This window comes from Pseudonocardia sp. DSM 110487, assembly GCF_019468565.1.
Lineage (GTDB): Bacteria > Actinomycetota > Actinomycetes > Mycobacteriales > Pseudonocardiaceae > Pseudonocardia.
In genome coordinates this window covers 5,486,831-5,510,422 of sequence record NZ_CP080521.1, presented here as the reverse complement: position 1 = coordinate 5,510,422, position 23,592 = coordinate 5,486,831, and the positions used below count along the sequence as shown (strand labels likewise).

Here is a 23,592-nt window from a genome sequence, read left to right as displayed (position 1 = left end):
GGGCCGTCGTTGCGGCGTTGGAGTCGAGCGCCCGTGGGCGTGACTACGAGCTCACCCTGCCCGTCGCGGGTCAGCGTGGAGGGCTGGGCGGGGCTGGTCAAGCCCGGTTCGGGTTAGGCGATCGCCCAGGCCCCGTCGGTGCGGGTGAGGCCGAGGGTGAGCAGGCGGCGCAGGTTGAGCGCGGCGAGGCGGTGGTGCAGCCACAGGTCGTTGAGCGCGGTTCCGCGGAACCGCAGTCGCCGGTTCCCGCCGGCGACCAGCCAGGCGATCGAGCGTTCGACCATCGGCCGGTGCTGGCGGTAGCTCGCCTGGAACTCGGGGTCTTGGGCGCGTTGTCGATGCGTGCGTTGGAGCGCGTCGTGAGGATGGAGCCGAAGTGTTCTTCCCGATGCCGAGGTGGTGCAGCGGGCGCGTAGCGGGCAGTCCCGGCAGGCCGCCCCGAAGATCACGTTCCGGGTGCGGGTCATCGAGCGGGTGATGCCGTTGGGGCAGGTCACGGTGCCGGCGTGCTCGTCGACGGTGAAGTCGTCGAGGGTGAACCCGCCCTCGACCGCGGGGCGCAGCGGCCACGGCTTGATGATCGGGGTGTGCCCGCCCTGCTGCGCGGCGTCGAGCATCTCCCCGCTGCCGTAGGCGGAATCGGCCAGCACCTCGGCCGGGTCGTCGGTGCCGGCGAGCAGATCGATCCCGACCGCGGCGTCGCTGTTCTCGGGCCCCGAGGCTGGGGTCAGCGCGGCGTCGGTGACGATCCCCGTCTCGGGTTCGACCACCAGATGCGCCTTGTAGCCGTCCTGGCGCCGCGAGCGGGTCTTATGCGCATGCCGCGCCTCGGGATCGACGGTGGAGATCACCCGATCCGGGGCCACCCGACGGGCGATCCGCCACCGCCCGTCGGTGCCGTCCGAGTCCTCGACCGGCTCCACGTCTTGCCCGGCGACCAGCGCCAACAACGCCACCGCCTCCGCCGCCTTCGCACCGAGTTCCTGCTCGGGCAGATGCCCCAACAGTCGGTGCGCATCGCCGACCAGGGCGTCGACCAGCTGCTCACGGGCAGCCGGGTCGTCCCAGGCGATCGACGGCTTCCCCGGCCGCGTGTAGTCGTGGGCCCGGCACTGCTGCGCGATCACGGCGGCGGCGCCGGGCACCTCCCGGGCGACCCGACGGACCGCGGCGATCAACTGGGTGATGGTGTCCTGGGTGGCCACCGCGTCATCCAGCACGGTGGAGTCCAACGCCCGCCGAGTCTTCCCGGTCAACGTCCCGGTCTCGGCCACCACCTGCCGGACCGCGTCGAAGATCCGATTCGGCCGATCCGAGCGCGCGAGCCGGCGCCGCCAGTAGGTCAACGACGTCGGGTGGAACGCCTTCCCCGTCACCGCCAGCCCACACGCGGCCTTCCACCGCAGATCAAACGTCAGCGCCTCCGCGGCCTCCCCGTCCGAGAGCCCGTGCAGGGTCTGCAACACGATCGCCGCCGCGATCACATCCGCCGGGATCGACGGCCGCCCCCGACCGGAGGCGAACAGGTCGACGAACATCTCGTCCGGGAACAACTCGCGGCGGTGCGCGGCCAGGAACGCGAACACCCCACCCTGCGGCAGCAGATGCCCCGCGACCGACTCCACATCCAAGATCTCACGCTGCGGATCAGCCCGTCCCTGCACCAACCGATCGTCCCAACCCGATCACGAACCCAGCGGGACCGACACCGCGATTTTCAGGGGTCTCCTAGTCGCGGTATACCGGCGGCGGGGGCAGGGGCACCGGGTTGAGGCGGCCGGTGTACCAGTGCTGGTTGCTGGCCACGAGGCCGCCGTCGGCGCGGGCGGCCTCGAGCACCCCGTTGACGAAGCGGACGAGGTCGGGCTCGTCGGGGCGCATGCCCACCGCGTAGCGGGAGCTGTTGTCGAGGGCCCGTCCCACCACCCTGGTGTTGGGGTCCTGCGCCGCGAGCCCGGCGAGGATGACGTCGTCGCTGGACACCGCGGCGACGCGGCCGCGCTGCATCTCCAGGACGCAGTCCGGGATGCCGGGGAGCGACTCGACCTGCAGGCCGAGGTTGCGCAGCACGATCTCGGTGGTGGAGCCGAGCGAGGTGCAGACGGTGCGCCCGCCGAGGTCCTCGACCTCCTGGATGCCGCTGCCGAGCGGCACCAGCAGGCGCTGCGTGGCCGGCATGTAGGGGGCGGAGAACTCCACCACCCGCTGCCGGGCGCAGGTGACGGTGAAGCTGTTGACGACGACGTCCACCTGGTCGCGCTCCAGGGCCGCGGCCCGGTCGGCGATGTTCAGCACGACGTACTGCACCCGTTCCGGGTCGCCGAATATCGCGGCCGCGATCCGCCGGACGATGTCGATGTCGGAGCCCGTGAGGTTGCCGGTGAGCGGGTCCCGGTACCCCGCGAGGAACTTGCCCTGGTCGACTCCCGCGATGAGCCGGCCCCTGTCGGCGATGACGCCCATCGTGGAACCGGCGGGCATGGCGCCGGGCGCGGGCAGCGGATCGCGCGGGCGCAGGCTCTCGCGGACCTCGGTGCATGCGGGTGCGGGCGCGGCGCCGGCCTGCGGTGGGGCGGGCGCGGGAGTCGCGGGCCCGCCGGCGGCGGCCGGGCCGCCCAGCAGCGCGGCGCCGAGCGCGAGCACGGCGCCCACGGCGAGGTAGATGGCGGGCCGGCGCGGGTTGACAGCAGCTGACGACACGGTCACCGGTACTCCTCCACCCGTCGCCAGATACCCACGGCCGCCGCGGCTGCGGCCACCAGCGCCAGCACGGCAGGGCCGGCGGCGATGCCGGCGAGGGCGGCCGCCGCGGCGTCGGCATCGGCCCGGAACGCGGCCCGCTCGGCGTCGATCGTGTCGCCGAGCACCGCGCCGAGCCGGTCGAACGCGGGGCCGGAGCCGTCGGGGTTCGCCCCGGTGGCCGACGCCACGGCGTCGCGGTAGAGGCCGCCGTCGTCGAGCTCGCGCAGCCTGCGGTGGGCGGTCATCCACTCCTCGGCGGCGGTGCGGACCGCGGCGATCCGCTCGTCCGTGCCGGGGTCGGCTGCGTCCGTGGCGGCGGCGAGCAGCCCGCGGTCGGTCATCGTGCCGAGCACGCCCTCGATGGCGGCGGTGAAGCCGCTGTCGGCGGCGCCCCCGCCGCGGGCCACCAGCACGAGGCTCTCGTTGCTGCGCGCCTGCAGGACGGCGGCTCGTGCCTCGCCGAGGGTGTCGGCGATGCCGCTGTGCCGGCCCGCGTCGGTGAGCCGTCCGCCGGCCACCGACGTGGCGATCACCCACCACAGCAACGCGACCACGACGGCCGCGCCTGCGACGGTGAGGCCGACCGACAGGACGCGCTGGGTGCGCCTGCGCTCCCGCGCGGCGGCGTCGATCACGGCGGCGACGGCGGCGAGGCCGATCAGCAGGACCGCGATCGGCGCGCCCCCGGCGCGACCGTACGCGTCGGCGAGCGCGTCGGCCTGGAGCCTGCGCAGCTCGTCGGCGGCCGGGAGGATCTCGGTGGCCATCAGCCGCGATGCGCTGTCGAGGTAGGACTGCCCGAGCGGGTAGCCGAGCCGGTTGTAGGTGCGCGCGGACTCCACGAGCCCGCTGTAGACGGGCAGCTGCGCCGCGATGGTGGCCAGCGCGGGGGCCGCCGGGTCGTCGGCGGGGAGCATGCCCGCGGCGTGCACCAACCGGGCCGTCGTGTCGGCGATGTCGCGGTCGTAGCGGGCCCGGATCTCGGCAGGCTCCTGCCCGCCCGAGACGAAGCCGCTCGTCGCCATCGCGTCGGCGTCGGCGAGCGACCGGTACAGCTCCGCGGCGTCGGCGTGCACGGCGGCGATGCGGGTGCCGCCGTCGCGGACCGCCTCCGTGCGTGCGATGCCCTCGATCAGGCTGAACACGCCGGCGAGCAGGCACCCCAGCACGAGGACGGCGCCGAGACGCCGGAGCCGGTCGGGGGTGCTGGGGCCGGTGGTGAGCACCCGGAACCGCTGCCGCAGACCGCTCGTGGTGGTGCCGCTCGCCGGTCGACGGGTGGCGGTCTCGAGGTCAAGGCCCACTCGTCCCCCCAACGCTCACGCCCCGTGGCCAGCCTAGAACCAATCGCGGCGGCGGAGGTCAAGATCCGATCAGGATCCGATCGCGGGCGATCGATCGACGCCAAGGGCGGCTTCCTAGGATTGGGTGATCGATCGCGGAGAGGGAGGACTGCATGACGCCGCGTGAGCAGCCGGCCGGGCACCCGGTCACGGGGCCGGGTGTCGCGACGGGCTACCGGCCCGAGCTGCAGGGGCTGCGGGCGCTCGCGGTCGTCCTCGTCGTCGTCTACCACGTGTGGGTGGGCCGGGTCTCCGGCGGCGTCGACGTGTTCTTCGTCGTGTCCGGGTTCCTGCTCACGGCGCAGCTGGTGCGCGCGGCCGGGCGCGGCGAGTTCGACGTGCGGCGCCGCTGGTCGCGCAGCCTCGCGCGCCTCGTGCCGGCCGCGGCGGTGGTGCTCGTCGTCACCGCGGTTGCGGCCGCGCTGGTCCTCCCGGAGGGCCGCTGGAGCCAGACCGTGCGCGAGATCGTCGCCGCGGCACTGTTCCTGGAGAACTGGCAGCTCGCGGCAGACTCGGTCGACTACGCGGCCCGCAACAACGTGGCGAGCGTCGCCCAGCACTTCTGGTCGCTGTCGGTGCAGGTCCAGGTGTTCCTGCTCTGGCCGCTGCTGTTCGCCGTGGTCGCGCTCGCCTGCCGCACCGTGCCCGGCAAGCTGCACCGCACCGCGACGCTGGCCCTGCTGGGGGTGTTCGCGACGTCGCTGGTCCACTCGGTGGAGCTGACGATCGCGAACCAGCCGCTCGCCTACTTCCACACGCTGACCCGGCTGTGGGAGTTCGCGCTGGGCGGGTTGCTGGCGCTGCACGGGGACCGGATCGTCCTCACCCGGCGGGCCCGCGTGGCCGCCGGCTGGACCGGCGTGGCCGGGCTCGTGGCGTGCGGCGCGGTGATCCCGGTCGCGCACGCATTCCCCGGCATCGCGGCGCTGTGGCCCACCGGGTGCGCGGCCCTCGTGCTGCTGGCCGGCCGGACCGGAACGTGGTTCGGCGCCGATCGCATCCTCACCGCGGCGCCGGCCCGCTACCTGGGTGACATCAGCTACGGCCTGTACCTGTGGCACTGGCCGCTCCTCATGCTGTACCTGCAGGCGTCGGGGGAGCAGTCGGCGGGGCTCGGCGCCGGCGCGCTGATCATCGGCGCGGCCACGGTCCTCGCCGCGATCACCTACGAGTGCGTCGAGAAGCCGCTCGCCCGGCGGCGTGGCGGCACCCGGCACCAGGTCAGGATTACGGCGGCGTGCACCGCGACCGTGCTGGCCGTCGCGCTCGCATGGCAGGTCGCCACCGCGCTGCGCGTCGACCCGGAGGCGGCGCTCGGCGACGACGAGCATCCCGGCGCCCGCGCGCTGCTCTCGGACGAGGAGGTCCCGCCCGCGCCGCTCCTGCCGTCGGCGGTGGCCGTCACCGAGGACTGGGTGCGCATCGAGCGGTGGAACTGCACGCCGATGGCCGGCTTCCCGATGGATGTCTGCGCCCAACCGTTGCCGGTGGCCGAGGACACCCAGGAGCCCCTGCAGCCCGACCGCCGCATCGTGGTGGTGGGCGACTCGCACGCGCAGCAGCTCACCGGCGCGCTGCTACCGATCGCACAGCTGCACAACTGGCAGATCCTCACCATCGTGCGCGGCGCATGCCCGTTCTCGACGGCATCGGAGGTGGTGCCGGACGAGGCCGACTGCCTCGCCTGGAACGCGGCCGCCGCCGACGAGATCATGGCGATGCGGCCCGACGCCGTCGTCACGCTGGCTTCGCGCGACGCGCGGGTCGGGCAGACGGAGCAGACCCCCGCCGGGTTCGTCGAGCAGTGGCGCAGGCTCGACGCGGAGGGCATCCCGGTGCTCGCGCTGCGCGACAACCCGCGGTTCGACCACTCCGTGCCGGACTGCGTGCAGACCCGCCCGGAGGACATCGGCGGCTGCGGAGTGAACCGCGCGGACGTCTACCGGCCGACGCCGCCGTGGGCCGACCTGCCCGACGTCCCCTCGAACGTCACGTTCGTCGACATCGCCGACGCCGTGTGCGACGCGGAACGCTGCCCACCGGTCATCGGCAACGTGCTCGTCTACATGGACGACAACCACCTCACAGCGACTTACAGCACCTCGATGTCAGACTTGCTGGCGAGCCGGATCGAGGAGGGCCTTGGCTGGTAGGGGGGTCGCTGGTGGTGGTGCCGAGGGTTCGGCGGCTGCGGTGGTGGCCGCTGTTCGCACTGGCTGCGGTGACGTTGATGCTGCCGCCGATCGCGATCGGCAACCGGGTGGCGTCGGACCGGGTTCTGCCTGCGCAGGCCGTCATGGCCGTGGACTGCACGGCGGGCAACGTGATGTGCATGACGGGCGACGCGACGTCGAGGATCGAGGTCACGACGTCGAACATGATCTTCGACGGGCGCGGCTTCTCCTCGGTCGGGATCACCGTGAACGCCGACAACGTCGTGATCCAGAACTTCAACTTCACGAACTGCGCCGGCAACTGCATCTGGATGAAGGGCTCCGGCAACGTTGCCCAGGACAACAAGATCTCGCAGGTGTACTACGCCGGGGACGACATCGACGGGCTCCGCTTCTTCGGCAACGACACCAAGATCCTGCGCAACCAGTTCTTCAACATCCTCGTGGGGCCGAAGCACGACGCCCACCTGGACTGCATGCAGACGTGGGCGTCCACCGAGACCGGCGGGGGAAGCGCCCGGGCGGTGATCGCGGGCAACGACTGCCGCGACGACGACTTCCGGCAGTGCGTGATGGTCGAGGGCCCTGGCTCGACGGACGGCGGTGGCGGTGGGCCGGGGTCCACCGAGGACTGGGTGATCGAGTCCAACCACTTCCAGTGCTACGCGAACCAGACGGTCGCGTTGCGCGACGCCCACGACTTCGTCATCAGGGACAACGCCTTCGCGGGCGGGGGCAACAAGGCGATCCAGCAGGCGGACGGCACGTCGGGGATCCTGATCCAGGACAACGTCCTCGGGCCCGGCTACCGCCGCTTGACCGGTGACTGACGGATCCGCTTGCTGGGTCGAGTAGCGCCGGTCCTCAGGGTGTCATCTCTTGCGGCCGACACCGCCGAATTCAGCGACGTCGGGTGGCTCTCCGAAGGGATTCGGTTCCGGCCGCCACTGCTGGATCGGCACCAATCCGGGCTCGACCAGATCTAGTCCCTCGTAGAATGCAGCGATCTGATCCTGGCTGCGGACGTTGTAGGGGACGCTGCTGCGGTCGCGGTAGTATTCGAGCGCCGCAATGTAGGCAGGGCTCGTGTCGTCTCCATCGCATTGCACGAGATGGCTGCCCGACGGCAGCGCCTCCAGCAGGCGCGAGACGATCGAGCGGGCTTCGTCGTAATGCTGGATGTGGCCGAGGACTCCGATCAACATCAGCGCGATCGGCTGGCTGAAGTCCAGGGTCTTGCTGGCTTCGGCCAGGATCGTTTCGGGGTCGTGCAGGTCGGCGTCGATGTAGTTGGTGGCGCCTTCCGGCGAGCTGATCAGCAGTACGCGGGCATGTGCCAGCACGAGTGGATCGTTGTCGACGTAGACGATCCGTGAGTCCGGGGCTTCCCGCTGGGCGACCTCGTGGGTGTTGTTGGCTGTGGGCAGGCCGGTGCCGATATCGAGGAACTGCCGCACCCCGGGCTCGTTTGCGAGATACCGGATCGTGCGGAGCAGGAAGTACCGGCAGGCGCGCGCCTTGTCGCGCTGCCCAGGGTAGATCGTGAGGAACTCGTCCCCGGCGTCGCGGTCGGCTTGGAAGTTGTCCTTGCCGCCCAGCCAGTAGTTCCAGATGCGTGCCGAGTGCGGCGTCGTGACGTCGATGCCGCGCAGCGCTTGGCCGTCATCGTCGGTGCCATTTGCCATGGATGTCCTGCTCGTCCTCGATGTGTGACTGCCGCCGCGTCCCACGGTAGTACGAGGCGACCACAGTCCCCGGCATGCCGATGAATCCCGCTGGTTCATCGTGCTGGCCGGGCACCTCGACGAGTGGTGAGTGGGAGGTAGATCAGGGCGGCGACTGCCGCTGCGGCAAGGAGGCTGATGTCGATGCCGTTCGCGACGCCCGCGAGCGGGCCCGTGTAGAGCGGGGTTTGGACCGTGAGCAGGCCGGCGATGGATCCGGCTGCCCAAGCCAGTGCGGCCGGAAGATGCCAGCCGGCGGTGTACCAGTAGCGGCCGCCGGTTTCGCGACGGTTGAACACCTGCAGGTCGTCGGCGTGGTAATGGCCGCGGGCCTGCAGGAACCCGAGCCCGAAGATCACCGCCCACGGCGCGCTGAGCTCGGCGAGAACCAGCAGCGCCGCGGAGATCGACTCCTGAACTCGCGGTGCGAGCAATCCGAGGTACACCAGGGTGACCGCGACCACGCCGATGATGACGGTGGCTTGCGCTCGGGTGAGCCGGACCACGAGTGCGTCCAGGTCCAGGCCTGCGCTGTACAGCGAGGAGGCGGTGAGCCCCACTCCGCCGAGCAGGGCGAGCGGGAGCAGAACTACCGCGTACCACGTCGGCGATTCACCGGCCAGGCTGACCGGGAACGGGGCGAACGGGTCGGTGAACGCGGTGGCCACGACAGCGCCGACCGTCGCGGGAACCACGAACCCGACAAAGATCCCCGCGGACGCGATCGGCACCAGCGTTCGTGCGGGATGGCGATCCGGCCGGATGTAGCGCGTCCAGTCGCCCACGATGGTGCACACGACCAGGGCCCCCGCGACCCCCACCGTCGCGGCCACCGAAAGCCAGGTCGCCCAGAATGTGCCAAGCAGGTATTGCCCGCCGACGTAGTCCCACTTGATTGAACCGGCGAAGGCGAACGGCATCAGAACCAGCAGAGCGCCACCGATGAGCGCAAGGGTCGCGGTGGAGCGCACCAGCCACCGGTACCCCCAGATCGCCACCGCGACCGAGACCGCCGCGACCAGCGCAAAAGCCCCTGCCTGAGCTGCTGGGGAGTCCGCGAGCCCGAACAGCCGGCTGGCGACCGAAAGCCCCGCCGAGCCGCTGGTCCACACGGTCAGGGCAACCGAGACGAGGCAGGTCGCCAACCCGATCCCGCTACCGATGACCCGCCCCCGAACGCCGAACGTCGCCCCCGACGCGGTGGCGTCGTTCGTCGCCGCTCGGGAACCGGCGAGGATCAGCGGGACCAACAGGATCTGGCCTACCGCGGTACCCGCAGCGATCGCGGAGATCGTCGCCCAGACACCCAGCCCGAACGTGATCCCCACCCATCCGAAGGCCACCGCGCCAAGACCGACGGATGTCCCAACGAAGATCACGAAAAAGGTTGCGGGCGTCGAGGTGCGCTCAACATCGGGGATGCGGTCGACACCCCTGCGCTCGACCCCTCTGCGCCCGGCGCCACCCGGTCGGATGTCTGGTGGACGGTCTTCCGGGCGCTCCGGCGCCGCCTGAGGGTCAACACCCATACCCAGCATCCCCCCACATGTCCGCACCGGATTGACTGGCTCGGCCTTGATCGCGCGAACCCCACGCATCACGCAGGCGCGACACTATCGGGTGTGCCGCGGGTCACATTCACGTCCGCCCGCGTACGCGATCGGTCGCGATTCGCTGCTGTACCTGGCCGAACGATTCTGGCCGCACGTCCGTGACCGCCGATCTTCCGATGGCGGCGCGGAACTTGCGTCGCGTGGCTCAGAACTCCGAGCGGATGCGGGTGAGGATCTCCTCCGTGCGCTCCGGCTGCTCCACCTGCGCGCACAGCCGTTCCATCACCGCGACGTAGTGCTCCACGTCCGCGCGCTTGTCCAGGTAGTGCGCGCTGATGAGCTGCTCGAGATAGACGATGTCGGGCAGATCGGGGTCGGCGAAACGCAAGATCGCGAACGGCCCGCCGGCCGCAGCGTGCCCACCGTAGGAAAACGGCGCCACTTGCAGCGAGATGTGCGGCAGCTCGTTCATCTCGATCAGGTGAGCGATCTGGGCGCGGCTGTGCTCGGGGCCGAGCAGCGGGCGGCGCAGCGCCGCCTCGTCGACCACCGCCCACAGCGTTGGCGGGTGGGGCCCGGTGAGCAGCGCTTGGCGCTGCACCCGTAGCTCGACGCGTCGTTCGATCTCCACCGGGTCGCTGTGGCCGAGCATGGTCACCGCGCGGGCGTAGTCGCGGGTCTGCAGCAGGCCGGGCACGAACTGGAGCTCGTAGCTGCGGATTACCGACGCGGCTTGCTCGAGCCCGAGGTAGGTCTCGAACCAGCTCGGCAGAAGGTCGGAGTAGCGGTGCCACCAGCCGGGCGTGTTGGCTTGGCGGGCAAGCTCGAGGAACTGCGCGCGCTCCGCCGGGTCGCGCACCCCGTAGCAGGTGAGCAGATCCGCGACGTCGCGCTCCTTGAACCCGACCCGACCCAGCTCCAGCCGGCTGATCTTCGCGGGCGAGGCGCGGATCGCCTCACCCGCCTGCTCCCGAGTGACACCCGCCGCCTCACGCCTGCGCCGCAGCGCCCCACCCAACCCGATACGCAGCACGGTGGGGCCCGTCGCCGCTCCCGTAGGGGTGGGATTGACAGCGGAATGGCCTAACGACCCCGCATCCGCCTCGTCGGGCACGACGATCATCAGGTCTCCGATGAGTGGGTCGACAGTCTCACGATGGTGTCACGACGGCCAACTGATCCATGCGCACCGGGGTGAACACCATCACCCTGCCGCGTACTGACACGTACGGCAAACGCGCGGGTCGGGGCTGCCACGGAAAAGGCAGGATCGCTAGCCGGCCAGGTGGCCCCAGCGGTCCGCGAGCTGCGACCACGGGCCGGTGTCCGCAACCCGGCCGTCCTCCAGCACGACCACGCGGTCGGCGCGGGCGAGCGCCGAGCGCTTGGAGCTGCAGCCCACCACGGTGACGCCGCGGCGGCGCAGCGCCTCCCACAGCTCCACCTCGGTGCGGGCGTCGAGCGCGGAGGAGACGTCGTCGGCCACCAGCAGCTCGGCCTCGGTGGCGAGCGCCCTTGCGAGCGCGAGGCGCTGCACCTGCCCGCCGGACAGCCGCACGCCGCGGTGGCCGATCAGGGTGCCGTGCCCGCCCGCGTCCGCGACGTCGGCCTCCAGACGGGCGTCGTCGAGCGCGCCCTGCAGCGGACGGTCGTGGTCGAGCGCGATGTTGTCGGAGAAGGAGCCCGACAGCACCCGTGGCACCTGCCCGACGTAGGCAACTTGGCCGGGGCGCAGGAAGAGCTCGGGGTCGTCGACCTCGAGGTCGTTCCAGCGGATGCTGCCCTCGTGGTCGACCAGCCCGGCGAGGCCTGCGAGCAGGCTGGACTTGCCCGACCCGACGCGCCCGGTGAGCAGGACGAGCGAACCGGCGTCGATGACGAGGTCGACCTCCTGCACGCCGACGGTGCCGTCGTCGTGCACGGCGGTGACGCGTTCGAGGCTGAGCTTCTCGAGCGGCACCCGGCCGGCGGGCGGCGGAGCGGGGGCGGTGCCCGCCGGCAGGTCGACGCCGGGCGGGACGCGGATGATGTCGGTGCCGCCCGAGAGGTCGGACATCGCCTGCAGCCAGCGACGCGCCACCGGCGCCTCGGTGACGGCGGCGCCGAACACCGTGCCGAACCACCCGGATCCGGCCACCGCGGTGCTCACGAGGAGGGCCGTGGCGAGGTCCCATCCGCCCGCGAGGTGCACCGCCCACGCCGTCACGACGCCCAGCTGCGTGAGCAGCGCGGGTGTGCCTTCGAGCAGCATCCGCACCCGCTGCTCCCGCACCGTCGCCGCGATCCGCCGCTCGTCCACGCGCCGCAGGTGCTCCTTCACCGCTGTCGTCGCGGCCGCGAGCTTGACGGTGCGCGCGGCGTCGAGCACCGAGACCAGCGCGGCGCCGAACCGGGCCCGCGCGTCGCCCGCCACGCGGGCCGAGGACCCGGCGAGCGGGGCGCCGAGGGCCGAGATCGCCGCGGACACGAGCAGCACCGCACCGAACACGCCGCCTGCGAGCACGCTCTGCGCGGCGACGGCCGTGACCAGCACGACGAGCGTGCCGTTGACGACGTCGACCCAGCGGTCGACGTAGAGCACGAGGCGGTCGGAGTCGAGCGCTCTGGCCACCACCTCGCCCGCGGGCGTGCGCGCGAGGCGCCGCTGCATCGTCTGCCCGCGCAACACGGCGAGGCGCATCCGCAGCGTGACCGCCGACCACCACTGCGGGTAGGTGCGGAACGCCAGTGCGAGGGCGGGCGGCGCGAGCAGCAGGGTGGCGGCGAGCGCCGCGGTCTCGTCCCATGGCGGCATCCCCTGTTCGAGGGCGCCCACGAGTCGTCCCCACCACCAGCCCGTGATCGCTCCGTAGGCCCCGACCAGCGACGCGACGAGGAACGCGAGGCCACCGAGCACACCCCAGCGCGGGTGGGCGAACATCGTGCGCAGCACCGTGCCGGCGAGCCGCGCGCGTACCGGCGGGGGAGCGGGCTTCGGCGGGCGGCGGACCGCGGGGGCGAACCGGGCGGCCGGTTCGACGGCGGGCTCGGCGTCGCCCGCCGCGGTGAGGAGGTCCCGGAACGGCCCCGCCTCGGCGGCGAGCCGGGCGCGGTCGCCGTGCTGCACCACGCGTCCTCGGTCGAGCACCGCCACCGCGTGACAACGGCGGGTGGTGGAGAGCCGGTGTGCGATGACGATGCCGGTGCGCCCCGCGAGGAGCCGGTCGGCGGCCTGGGTGACGCGGCGCTCGGTCTGCGGGTCCATGCGGGCCGTGGCCTCGTCGAGCACGACGACCGCGACGTCCCGCACGAGCAGCCGGGCGAACGCCACCAGCTGTTCCTCGCCCGCGGACAGGGTGGTGCCGCCGCCACCGAGCCGGGTCTGCAGCCCGTCCGGCAGCGCGGCCACCCACTCGGCAATGCCGAGCGCATCGACGGCTGCCTCGACGGCGGTGCGCGGGACGTCCCCGAACAGCGTGATGTTCTCCTCGACCGTTGCGGCGAGGATCTCGGTGCGCTGCGTGACCACGCCGACGGCCCGTCGCAGGTCCTGCAGGTCGGTGGTGGTGACGTCCTGCTCGGCCAGGAACACCGTGCCCGGTGGCGGCTCCACGGCCCGGGACAGCAGCTTGGCGAGCGTGGACTTGCCGGCACCGGTGCGTCCGACGAGCGCGCACGTGGTGCCCGCCGGCACCGTGAGGTGGACCGAGCGCAGCGCGAAGCCGCCGGGGTAGCCGAAGGTGAGGCCGCGGAGCTCCACGGCGGCGGGGCCGTCCGGCACGGGAAGCCCGCCTACCGGCTCCTGCGGCGCGGCCAGCAGGCCGCGGATGCGCTGCAGCGCGCCAAGGCCTGCCTGCACCTCCGGCATCTGCATGCTGATGCTGTTCAGCTGGCCCGCGAACGTCGTGAAGAGCAGCCACAGCGTCACGAGCTCTGCCACCCCGAGCCCGCCCTCGCTGACGATGGCGGCGCCTGCCACCGCGAGCGCGGCGAGCATCCCGTGCAGGACCAGCCCGGTGCGTAGGCCCACGCGCGTGGAGGCGGCGCAGGTGGCCGCGACGCGGCGCAGCACGTCGCGCGCCCGTATCGCGTACTGGCGCACGACGTGCGGCTGGCCGAGCGACGAACGCACGTCGTCGCGCCCCGCGACGGCCTCCTCCAGCTGCGCCGAGTGGGCCGACCACGCCGCCTCTTCCACGAGCTTGCGGTCGGCGATGACCGCGGTGAGCGGGCGCACCAGCGCCGTCGCCAGCAGCGCGACGACCGGGAAGGCGAACCAGGCGGGCCACCACGTCAGCCCGGCCACCACCCAGGCCAGCACCGACCGCAGCACGGCGTGGCTCAGCTGCCAGCCGACGCGCCGCAGCAGGGCGCCGAGCTGGCGGGCGTCGTCGTCGACGCGGTCGAGCATCTCACCGACGGCCTGCTCCTCGAGCACCGGCAGCGGCTGGCGGAGCGCGGCGTGCAGCAGGTCGGCCCGCAGGTGTCCCTCGGCGCGGCCGAGAACCCCGGAGAACGCGGTGCGCCCCGCGGTGTCGAGAACGGTGGCGCCGACCAGCAGCGCTCCCAGCAGCCCGACGAGCCCGACGGTGGGCTGCTCGGCCACCCGGCCGGCCACCACGGCCCCGAGCGTCTCGGCCACCGCGGCGATGACGACGAGCGCGCCGACCACGGCCGTGGTGGGACCGGCGAGGCGGCGCCACGTGAGCGGCTGGGCCCGGTACCCATGCACGTGGTACGGCCGCGCGCTCTCGTCCATGCCCCCCGGCCCGTGCCCCCTCCCGGCCTTCGCGCCGGTGGGGGAACGCTAACCGCCTGCCGAGGTGGGGCGCGCCCGATTTTCGGGCCGCTAGGAGATGCGGAGCCGTCCTCCGGCGACGATCCGGTCGGGGTCGATGACGTGCGGGTTGAGCCGGATCAGGTGGGAGACGGTGACGCCGTGGCGCGAGGCGAGGCCGGTGAGGGTGGCGCCTGCCGGGATCACGATCTCGTTCGGCGGCGCCGGGCGGATCTCGAGGTCGTCGCCGGCCTGGATCCGGTCGGGGTCGGCGATGGCGTTCTGCTCGGCGATCTGCTCGAGCGACACCTGGTAGCGCAGCGCGATGCGGGCGAGCGTCTCCCCTTGCCGCACGGTATGGGTGACGGGCCGGTTCGCGTCCGGCGGGGGCCCGGGCTGGGGCGGCTGGGCGTTCGGCCGCTCGGGCTGCGGGGGCACGTCGGGGCCCGTGGGCGTGGTCGGCGGGCGCGGGGTCGTCGGCCCGGGTGACGGGGGTGGCGGCACCGCCGGCTCGCTCGGGGGTTCCCCGACCGGTGTGGCGGGGGCGGGCTCGGACGGGGATCCGGACTGGGACGCCGTGATCGCGGCGATCACCGCGGCGGCGATCGGGACGGCGGCGAGCAGCCCGATCATCGCCTGCTTCCCGGTGACCACGCGCCGGTCACCGGCCTCCGCGCGCGACTCGGTGGCGGCGGACTCGAGCTCCCGCCGCAGCCGCTCATGATCGGGCTCGTTCATCGCGCGTATTGTGCATCCCTCGTTCGGGTGAGCATCACCGGGTCGGGTTACGCGGACGGTGGTCACACCTGGCCGGGGCGGCTTGCGCCCTCTTCGGGCCATCAGGTTGACTCTCCACGTTCGGCCGAGCGGTTGTCACGTAACGTGGTGACCTGGTCCTCGTTTGGGGGTCTGAATGCCCTGGTGGTCCAGGGAGGGGGACGGTGAGTCCGTCGCCATGGATGGATCGCGACCGCCGGCGCGCCCCGGCGCTCCGGACCGGGGCACAGTGCATGAGCTGGCCGTCCGGAACGCCCGCGCGGTGGCACTCTTCTCGGCGGGCAACGCGAGGGAAGCCGCCGACCTGTTCGAGGACACGCTGCGGGGGTGCCGCGCGCTGCTCGGTCGCGACCACCACGCCACGCTGACCGTCGCGGGCAACCTCGGCGCCGCGCGGATCTCGGCGGGCAAGCGGCGGGAGGGCATCCACATGATCGCCGAGAACGTCGCCGACCGCTCGCGCGTGCTCGGCGACGAGGATCCGCGCACCCTCACCGCCCGCGACGCGCTCGCCGTGGCGTACCGCCTCGCCGGCGACGTCGACGATGCCGTCGAGATCTCCGGTCAGGTCACCGCGCAGCGCCGCAGGGTCCTCGGCCCGGCCCACCCCGACACGCTCACCTCGCGGATGGGGCTGGCGCGGGCTCAGGCCGCCGCAGGCGACCTGGAGGCGGCCACGGCCCTGCTGAGCGCCGCCGTGCAGGACGCCGAGCAGGTGCTCCCGCCGCGCCACCCGCACCTCACCGCCCTCGTCGAGTGCGCCGAAGCCATCGGCATGACCCGTCGCGATGGGTAGCGCCGCCACCGAAGACTCCCCGAGCTCCCCAGACCCACGAACCGAGGCATCACCATGTCGACCCCCCCGACCGGCTACCTGACGCGAGAGCGCGAGACCGCGCGCAGTGACGAGGCGCTGCTGCTGCGCCTTGGCTATTCGCAGGTGCTGTACCGCGAGATGGGGGGGTTCTCCAACTTCGCCATCTCGTTCACGATCATCTCGGTGCTCGCGGGCTGCCTGACGTCGTACTACCTCGCGTTCAACAACGGCGGCCCGGTCGCGATCACGTGGGGCTGGCTGTTGGTCGGTGGGTTCTGCGTGCTCGTGGCCATGGCGATGGGGGAGATCGCCTCCTCGATGCCCACGGCGGGCGCCCTGTACTTCTGGGCGTCCAAGCTCGGCGGGCCCGCGTGGGGATGGTTCACCGGCTGGTTCAACCTCATCGGCCAGATCGCGGTCACCGCGGCCATCCAGTACGGCTCGGCGACGTTCGCGACGGCGCTGCTGAACCTGTGGTTCCCGAGCCTGGTCGGCACGGACACGACCACGATCTTCATCGTCTTCTCGGTGATCGCCGCCGGCCAGCTGGGCCTCAACCTCCTCAACGTCAACCTGCTGTCGCGGCTCAACACCCTGTCCGCGTGGTGGCACATGGCCGGCGTCGCGCTGATCGTCGTGATCCTGCTGATCGTGCCCACCGAGCACCAGTCGGTCTCGTTCGTGTTCGGTGAGGTGATCAACAACTCCGGCTTCTCCGACTCGGGCATCTGGTTCGTCTTCGGTCTCGGCCTGTTGATGGCGCAGTACACCGTCACCGGCTACGACGCGTCGGCGCACATGAGCGAGGAGACCCGCGGGGCATCGCGCGCCGCGGCGCTCGGCATGATCTGGGCCGTCGTCGGGTCGGTCGTGTTCGGCTTCATCCTGCTGGTCGCGGTGACGTTCGCGGTGCCCAACGTGCAGGGCACCATCGACGCCGCCGGGATGGCCGTCGTCTACATCTGGTCCGAGGCCACCAATGACGCGTGGGCCGAGTTCATGCTGGTCATCGTGGTGATCGCGCAGCTGTTCTGCGGCACCGCGTCGGTGACGTCGGCGTCGCGGATGATGTTCGCGTTCTCCCGCGACCGGGCGGTGCCCTTCTCCCGCCTGTGGCGCCGGGTCGGCGCCAACCGGGTGCCGGTGAACTCGGTGATCGCGATCGCGGTCACCTCGTGGGCGCTGATGATCCCGACGCTCGCCAACGGCGTGGTCGGATACGCGGTGGGCACCTCGATCGCCGTGATCGGCCTCTACATCGCGTTCGCGCTGCCGATCATCCTGCGCATCAAGGCGGGCGACAGGTTCGAGCCGGGCGCGTGGAGCCTCGGCAAGCACTACAAGTGGGTCTCGCGGATCGCGGTGGTCTGGATCGGCGTGGTGTGCGTGCTGTTCTTGATGCCGATCTCGCCGAAGGGCATCCCCGGCACGGAGGGCTTCGCCTGGGAGTCGGTGAACTACGCCCCGCTGACGGTGGGTGGCGCGCTCGCGCTCTTCGGCGGCTGGTACCTCGTCTCGGCCCGCAAGTGGTTCACCGGCCCCGTGCGCGAGAATCGTCCCCAGGACGACTTCAACGTGATGCAGCGCGGGAACGGCCAGCCGCACCCGCAGCAGATGCGTCAGCCCGTCCGGCCGTACTGATCGCCGCGGCGCCGCTGGACATCAGGGCAGGCTGTCGTACTGGTCGTCCGGAGCGGGGACCGGTCGTGCCGTGGCGACGGTGATGTACGGGATCACGCCGTTGTTGATGGGGTCGGCCGCCCGCTGGTCGGTGTAGGCGCCGGTGATCTCGTACCAGGTGTCGGGCTGCAGGACGGGCGGTAGCCGGCCGGCCAGGCCGACCTTGACGGGTTGGGCGTCGGCGGCACAGCAGTTCAGGACCATGCGCACGAGGTAGGGCGTGCCGCCCTCGTCGAGGCTGATGAACCCGGACGTGGTGATCCGCCGGTCGCGGAGGGTGCGCCCGTTGTCATAGGCGGCGCGGCCGGCGTAGTCGACCAGGCTGAGTTGCGCCGGGTCGCCCGCGGGGAGATCGGAGAGATCCCAGGGTTGCTGCAGGGCTGTGCCGGCGCGCATGGCCGCGTAGGAGCCCGGTGGGGGTGGGGCGACGAAGATCAGCGCGAGCAGGGGGAGGACGAGGAGCCACGAGATCCGCGGCTCGCGGTGCTCGTGCGCGGCTGGAGCGGCCGCGCCCCGCGAGCGTCGGTACTCGAACCAGACCGTGGCGACGGCGGCTACCACGAGGACGGCGGCGGCCACGAGCAGCAGCGGGCGCAGACCCGCCTTGACGTAGCGCAGGTAGAGGTCGGTGAGGCCGGCGTACCCGACGGCCGCGCCGAGGAGGAACAGGACGGCCGCCTGCGCCCCCCGGTTCACAGCAGCACCGCCCCGACGACGGCCGCCGCCACTACGGCCGCCGCGAAGGTGACCGGGGCGAACCGCAGCGCGAACCCGCGGCCGAACGTGGCTGCCTGCATGGCGAACAGCTTCAGGTCGATCATCGGTCCGACCACCATGAAGGCCAGCTGGGCGGTGGGTGAGAACTGGGTCAGGGAGGCGGCGACGAACGCGTCGGCCTCGGAGCAGATCGACAGCAGCACCGCGAGGAGCGCCAGTGTGAGCACGGATACCACCGGGACGGCGGCCGCGGCGTAGAGCCAGCTCGCCGGGATCACGGTCTTGAGGGTGGCGGCGGCCATGGCGCCGAGGACGAGGAAGCCGCCCGCGTGCATCACGTCGTGGCGTACGGATGCCCAGAACGCCGCCGCCTTGCCGAGCCCCGCGGGCGAAGGGCGGGCCGGCAGGCGGAGCCAGTCCGTGCGGCCCAGCCGCTGCCACAGCCAGCCCATCGCGCACGCCACGAGCAGGCTCGCCACGAACCGGGCGAGGACCATCCCCGGGTTGTCGGGGAACGCGACGGCGGTGGCGGTGAGCACGATCGGGTTGATCGCCGGGGCGGACAGCAGGAACGCCAACGCGGCCGCCGGGGCGACGCCCCCGCGGACCAACGCCCCGGCCACCGGAACGGAGGCGCACTCGCAGCCGGGTAGCACCATCCCGGCCACGCCGGCCACCGGCACGGCCCTGGCGGGGTGCTTCGGCAGCGCACGGGCGAGGAACGACGGCGGCACGAACACCGCGATGATCGCCGAGAGCAGCACGCCGAGGACGAGGAAGGGGAGGGCCTGCACGACGACCGCGACGAACACGGTCGTCCAGGTCTGCATCACCGGCTCGGACAGCACGCGGCGGATCGGCCCCTGCCCGGCGACCGCGAGGAGCAGAACCATGCTCAGGACGAGGGTGGAGTCGAACCGCCAGCCCTGTGGTTCCTCCGCCTCGTGCCGGTCGGCTCGCGTCGGGTCGGGATCGGTCGTGCTCACGGGTGATGTGCCTCCGGCGCGGTGGACGTCGTGGAGCGGGCCCAACCTCGACACGGATGTCCGGAGGGAAACGTTCGGTCACGAGGCTGAACCGACCACCCGCGGGACGCGTGCTGATGGGAGGAGCACCCGTGCGGAAGGAGCCCGGCCTTGTTGCTCAGCAGGCGTCGATCGGCCCGATCCCGGCGCGAGACGCCCGCAGCAGCGTCGTCCGGTCACCGCCTCGCGCGGGCGAGTCTCACCGTGCTCGCCGGCCTGCTGGTGCTCCTCGCCCTCACCCTGCCCCGGGAGGCGGGCCAGCTCAGCCCGCTCGCGTTCGTGCGGATCCCGGTGGAGGCGCTGGTCGGCGTGGCCGTCCTGCTCGTCCTGCCTGCGCGGTATCGACCGCGGGTCGCGTTCGTCGCCGGGGCACTGCTCGCCATGCTGACCCTGCTCCGCGTGCTGCAGATGGGGTTCCTCGCGATCGTCGCGCGGCCCTTCGACCCGATCTTCGACTGGTCGCAGCTGGCCAGCGGCGCGAGCGTGCTGCGGGGTCCGTTCGGCGGGGCGGGCACCGCCGTCGCCGTCGTCGCCGCTGCTGCCGTGCTGGTCGTCCTCACGGCACTGGCGGCCCGGCGGCTGGCGACCTGCGCGGCCCGCCACCGGACCGCCGCGACCCGGCTGGTCGCCGTGCTCACAACGGTGTGGCTCGCCTGCTTCGTGCTCGGCACACAGCTCGTGGCCCCGATGCCCGTCGCGGCGAGGAGCGCGGCCTCCGGCGTCTACGAGACCGCGCGGCAGGCCGTCACGAGCGTGCGCGAGCAGCAGATCTTCGACCAGCAGGTGGCCGCGGACGTGTTGCGCGACGTTCCGGACGCGAACCTGCTCACCGCGCTCCGCGGCAAGGACGTCGTCCTCACCTACGTCGAGAGCTACGGGCGCTCGGCGCTGGAGAACCCGCAGTTCGGGCCGGCCATCACGCCGGTGCTCGACGAGGGGACCATGCGCCTCGGCGCGGCCGGCTTCGGCGCCCGCAGCGCGTTCCTCACCTCGTCGGTGATCGGCGGGGGAAGCTGGATGGCCCACGCGACATTGCAGTCGGGCGTGCGCGTCGCCAACCAGCACAGCTTCGAGAAGCTCGTCGCGAGCGACCGGCTGACGCTCACATCCGCGTTCCGGCGTGCGGGCTGGGAAACCACGGCGGTCCAGCCATCCAGCCTCGGCCCGTGGCCGGCGGGGCGGTTCTACGGCTACGAGCGGACCTACGACTCCGCGAACCTCGGCAACCGGTCGGGGATCTTCGATCTCTTCCAGACGCCCGACCAGTACACCCTCGCCGCATTCGAGCGGGCGGAGCGCGGCCGGGCGGATCGCGGCCCGCTGATGGCGGAGATCCCCCTCGTCTCCAGCCACTGGCCGTGGGCGGAGATCCCGCGGCTGCTCGACTGGGACGACGTCGGCGACGGATCGGTGTTCGACCGGCCGGGAGCGGGGCAGAGCGACCCGGTGGAGGCCGTCGAGGCGGATCCCGACCGCATGCGCGACGGGTACCGGCGATCGATCGAGTACTCCCTGTCCACGCTGATCTCGTACGTCGAAACCTACGGCGACGACGACCTGGTCCTCGTCTTCCTCGGCGACCACCAGCCCGCCGCCTTCGTCAGCGGGGACGGCGCAGGCCACGACGTCCCGATCACGATCGTCACGCGGGACCGCGACGTGCTGGACCGGATCGACAAGTGGGGCTGGCAGGACGGCCTGCGGCCCGACCCGCGGGCACCGGTCCTGCCGATGGAGTCCTTCCGCGACCGGTTCCTCACGACGTTCAGCTCGCTCGGGAACAGTAGTCGGCCGCCGATGTGACTAGCGTCCCGCGGCGCGGAGCAGCCGCAGCTGGCCCAGCTCCGCGATGTTCTTCATGAGCTCGGCGTTGGCCCATCCCAGCATCTGCGCCACGGTCATCCCGGCGTCGGCGGGCCACGGGAATGAGGCTGGTCCGGCGAGGTCGGCGTCGGTGAGCCGATCCAGCACCGCGAGCCACGCGTCGTGCAGCCCGCGCAACCAGTCGACGGTGCCGTCGGGGCCGGGCCACGCCACAGCCGCGCGGTCGCGGGGCTCGCGGCCCTGCGCGTGATCGGTCGCGACGCTCCACCACCAGCCGATGTGCCAGGTCACCCAGCCGATCGTCGGAACCGGGATGGGATCGGGCTCGGTGTCGGCCCAGTCCGGCGTCCAGGTCCCATCGGCGTCCTGCCGCACGGTCCAGCAGAGTGGGGCCGGTTCCCACAGGAAGTCCTCGGTGGCCAGCCGGTCCAGGTGCAGCTCGGCGAGGGACCAGGTGAACTCGAACTGCCACCGCAGCAGGTCGCGACTCATCTGGTGATCATCGCGGCCTGCTGCGGTGTCGTGCATCCGAATTCGGTCAGTCGGCCAGCGCGAGCTCGGCCGGGACCCGGTCCCGCCGCCGGACGAGCCCGCTCAGCGCGATGACGAGTCCGGCCACGGCGAACCCGGTGACGACGCCGAGGGCCGGCGTGAACCCGGCCAGCAGCGCGTCCGGGCCGGTGTGCCCCTCGCCGCCCGCCACGAGCACCGCCGTGACGATCGCCAGGCCGAGCGCGCCGCCCACCTGCAGGGAGGTGTTCAGCAGGCCGCCCGCGAGGCCCTGCTCGTCGTCCGGGACCCCGGCCGTGGCCTGGATGTTGAACGACGCGAACGCGAGGGTGAAGCCGATGCCGAGCAGGATCATGCTGGGCAGCACCCCGACGACGTACGGGGCATCGCGGTCGACCACGATGAAGAGCACGTACGCGGCGACGTGGGCGACCACGCCGGCCGCGATCGTGCGGGCGGTGCCGACCCGGTCGATCAGCGGGTCCATGCGCGGGGAGCCGAACGCCACGATGAGTGCGGCAGGCAGGAAGCCGAGCGCCGTCTGCAGCGCCGACCAGCCCAGCACCGACTGCAGGTACAGCATCACCACGAACTGGAACCCGAGGTAGCCGCCGAAGAAGACCATGACGCCGAGGTTCGTCCTGACCAACCGGCCGGACCGGAAGATGCCCAGCGGAACGAGCGGGTGGGCGCTGCGCCGCTCGACGATCAGGAAGGCGGCGATCAACACAGCGGTGAGGGCGAACTGGAGCAGCGTGCGCGGGCTGGCCCACCCGATCTCCGGCGCCTCGACCACGGAGTAGACCAGCAGGAGCATGGCGGCCACACCGGTGATCGCGCCCGGCAGGTCGAACCCGCCGGACCGCTGTGCCGGCCTGTCGTCGGGCAGCACCCGGTACGCCGCGACCAGCGCGACGATCGCGATCGGTACGGGCAGGAAGAACGTCCAGCGCCAGCCGACCTCGGTCAGCAGCCCGGAGAAGACGAGGCCTGCGGAGTACCCGCTTGCCCCGAACACCGCGAAGATGCCCAGCGCCCTGTTGCGGGCCGGGCCCTCGGCGAAGGTCGTTGTGATGATCGACAGGGCCGCGGGCGCGGTGAACGCCGCGGAGGCGCCCTTCACGAGCCGGGTGACGATCAGCAGGGCGCCGTCGTCGACGAGCCCGCCGAGCATCGAGGCGACCGTGAACACCGCGACCGCGATGAGGAACACGCGCCGCCTGCCGAGCAGGTCGGCGGTGCGCCCGCCGAGCAGCAGCAGACCGCCGTAGGTCAGGACGTAGCCGCTGACGACCCATTGCAAGGCGCTGGTGGAGAGGCCGAGGTCGGCCTGGATGACGGGCAGCGCGACGCCGACCATCGACACGTCGAGCGCGTCGAGGCCGACGACGAGGGACACGGTGAGGAGTACGCCCCAGAGCCGGGGCGTCCACCGTGTGGAGGTGGTCGTGAGGGAAGCGGTCACGAGCCACGAGACTACATGCATGCGCATCAGATGCAAGCTCATTAAATGAGCGTGCATCACAGTCCCGTGCATGCTAGTCTGCGGCTCGTGAGCCTCGCCGAGGAGCAGCTACTGGGTGAGTGGCACGAGCTGCTCGCCCGCCACGCCACCGTGTGCGGTGCCCTGGAAGCCGAGTTGCGCCGCCGCCACGACATCGGCGTGAGCGAGTTCGAGGCCCTCGAGCGTCTCGCCACCGTCCAGCAGGGGAAGTGCCGCGGTGTGGAGCTCACCGAGGCCGTGCACCTGAGCCAGAGCGCGGCCTCCCGGCTCGTCGCCCGCATGGAGCGCGACGGCCTCGTCGAGCGCACCGCGTGCCCCGACGACAGGCGCGCGATCTTCATCGCGCTCACCGATGCGGGCCGGCGGCGCTACCTCGAGGCGAAGCCCACCCAGCGCGCGGTGCTCGCCTCCACGATGAGCTGAGCGGCACGCCGTCCGCCGAAAGA

The 23,592-nt window shown here is 72.2% G+C and carries 18 protein-coding genes; 6 read left to right on the top strand and 12 right to left on the bottom strand.

Annotation, left to right across the window (positions count from 1 at the left end):
• Nucleotides 1-113: 113 nt before the first annotated feature.
• The 3 genes from K1T35_RS25675 to K1T35_RS25665 all read right to left on the bottom strand — a co-directional run bounded on the left by K1T35_RS25675 (nucleotide 114) and on the right by K1T35_RS25665 (nucleotide 4,046).
• Nucleotides 114-1,664, bottom strand: a complete 1,551-nt coding sequence (locus K1T35_RS25675) for an IS1182 family transposase (RefSeq protein ID WP_220254237.1) — start codon at nucleotides 1,662-1,664, stop codon at nucleotides 114-116.
• Nucleotides 1,665-1,728: 64 nt separating this feature from the next.
• Nucleotides 1,729-2,706, bottom strand: coding sequence for a transporter substrate-binding domain-containing protein (locus tag K1T35_RS25670; protein ID WP_220254236.1), 978 nt, complete (start codon nucleotides 2,704-2,706; stop codon nucleotides 1,729-1,731).
• The gene (locus K1T35_RS25665) at nucleotides 2,703-4,046 is read right to left on the bottom strand and encodes a hypothetical protein (RefSeq protein WP_220254235.1); all 1,344 of its coding nucleotides are present in this window, start codon (nucleotides 4,044-4,046) and stop codon (nucleotides 2,703-2,705) included. Before K1T35_RS25665 ends, K1T35_RS25670 begins: the two co-directional genes overlap by 4 nt.
• 152 nt (nucleotides 4,047-4,198) lie before the next feature.
• On the opposite strand from K1T35_RS25665, the gene K1T35_RS25660 reads away from it, so the two are divergent.
• Nucleotides 4,199-6,238, top strand: coding sequence for an acyltransferase family protein (locus K1T35_RS25660; RefSeq protein ID WP_220254234.1), 2,040 nt, complete (start codon nucleotides 4,199-4,201; stop codon nucleotides 6,236-6,238).
• 17 nt (nucleotides 6,239-6,255) lie between these two features.
• Entirely contained in the window at nucleotides 6,256-7,089 is an 834-nt protein-coding gene (locus tag K1T35_RS25655; protein ID WP_220254233.1) for a right-handed parallel beta-helix repeat-containing protein, read from the top strand.
• Between the two features lie 42 nt (nucleotides 7,090-7,131).
• On the opposite strand, the gene K1T35_RS25650 is transcribed toward K1T35_RS25655, so the two are convergent.
• The 5 genes from K1T35_RS25650 to K1T35_RS25630 form a co-directional block, all read right to left on the bottom strand.
• Nucleotides 7,132-7,944 carry an SAM-dependent methyltransferase gene (locus K1T35_RS25650; protein WP_220254232.1) on the bottom strand — a complete coding sequence of 271 codons (813 nt, stop codon included), beginning with the start codon at nucleotides 7,942-7,944 and terminating at the stop codon, nucleotides 7,132-7,134.
• A gap of 95 nt (nucleotides 7,945-8,039) precedes the next feature.
• A complete protein-coding gene (locus tag K1T35_RS25645) occupies nucleotides 8,040-9,512 on the bottom strand; it encodes a cytosine permease (protein WP_220254231.1) in 1,473 nt (490 codons plus the stop codon).
• Between the two features lie 229 nt (nucleotides 9,513-9,741).
• A complete protein-coding gene (locus tag K1T35_RS25640) occupies nucleotides 9,742-10,659 on the bottom strand; it encodes a helix-turn-helix transcriptional regulator (protein WP_220254230.1) in 918 nt (305 codons plus the stop codon).
• Between the two features lie 150 nt (nucleotides 10,660-10,809).
• The gene (locus K1T35_RS25635; protein WP_220254229.1) at nucleotides 10,810-14,274 is read right to left on the bottom strand and encodes an ABC transporter ATP-binding protein; all 3,465 of its coding nucleotides are present in this window, start codon (nucleotides 14,272-14,274) and stop codon (nucleotides 10,810-10,812) included.
• Between the two features lie 90 nt (nucleotides 14,275-14,364).
• A complete protein-coding gene (locus K1T35_RS25630; protein ID WP_220254228.1) occupies nucleotides 14,365-15,030 on the bottom strand; it encodes a LysM peptidoglycan-binding domain-containing protein in 666 nt (221 codons plus the stop codon).
• Nucleotides 15,031-15,205: 175 nt separating this feature from the next.
• Between K1T35_RS25630 and K1T35_RS25625 the strand changes: the two genes are divergently transcribed.
• Together K1T35_RS25625 and K1T35_RS25620 are read left to right on the top strand one after the other, a co-directional pair.
• Nucleotides 15,206-15,865 (top strand): tetratricopeptide repeat protein, encoded by a 660-nt coding sequence (locus K1T35_RS25625; RefSeq protein ID WP_370645132.1) that lies wholly within the window; start codon nucleotides 15,206-15,208, stop codon nucleotides 15,863-15,865.
• 54 nt (nucleotides 15,866-15,919) lie between these two features.
• Nucleotides 15,920-17,527: an amino acid permease gene (locus K1T35_RS25620; protein ID WP_220254226.1), complete on the top strand. Its 1,608-nt coding sequence runs from the start codon at nucleotides 15,920-15,922 to the stop codon at nucleotides 17,525-17,527.
• A gap of 21 nt (nucleotides 17,528-17,548) precedes the next feature.
• On the opposite strand, the gene K1T35_RS25615 is transcribed toward K1T35_RS25620, so the two are convergent.
• The gene (locus K1T35_RS25615) at nucleotides 17,549-18,262 is read right to left on the bottom strand and encodes a TIGR03943 family protein (protein WP_220254225.1); all 714 of its coding nucleotides are present in this window, start codon (nucleotides 18,260-18,262) and stop codon (nucleotides 17,549-17,551) included.
• Entirely contained in the window at nucleotides 18,259-19,269 is a 1,011-nt protein-coding gene (locus tag K1T35_RS25610) for a permease (RefSeq protein WP_370645131.1), read from the bottom strand. Before K1T35_RS25610 ends, K1T35_RS25615 begins: the two co-directional genes overlap by 4 nt.
• Before the next feature lie 150 nt (nucleotides 19,270-19,419).
• Here K1T35_RS25610 and K1T35_RS25605 point away from each other — a divergent pair, with 150 nt between their 5' ends.
• Nucleotides 19,420-21,111: a sulfatase-like hydrolase/transferase gene (locus K1T35_RS25605; protein ID WP_255620696.1), complete on the top strand. Its 1,692-nt coding sequence runs from the start codon at nucleotides 19,420-19,422 to the stop codon at nucleotides 21,109-21,111.
• On the opposite strand, the gene K1T35_RS25600 is transcribed toward K1T35_RS25605, so the two are convergent.
• Entirely contained in the window at nucleotides 21,112-21,624 is a 513-nt protein-coding gene (locus K1T35_RS25600) for a DinB family protein (RefSeq protein ID WP_220254224.1), read from the bottom strand. It lies immediately after the preceding gene.
• A 46-nt stretch (nucleotides 21,625-21,670) separates the two neighbouring features.
• The gene (locus tag K1T35_RS25595) at nucleotides 21,671-23,107 is read right to left on the bottom strand and encodes an MFS transporter (protein ID WP_255620695.1); all 1,437 of its coding nucleotides are present in this window, start codon (nucleotides 23,105-23,107) and stop codon (nucleotides 21,671-21,673) included.
• Between the two features lie 45 nt (nucleotides 23,108-23,152).
• On the opposite strand from K1T35_RS25595, the gene K1T35_RS25590 reads away from it, so the two are divergent.
• A complete protein-coding gene (locus K1T35_RS25590; RefSeq protein ID WP_220254223.1) occupies nucleotides 23,153-23,569 on the top strand; it encodes a MarR family winged helix-turn-helix transcriptional regulator in 417 nt (138 codons plus the stop codon).
• Nucleotides 23,570-23,592: the final 23 nt, after the last annotated feature.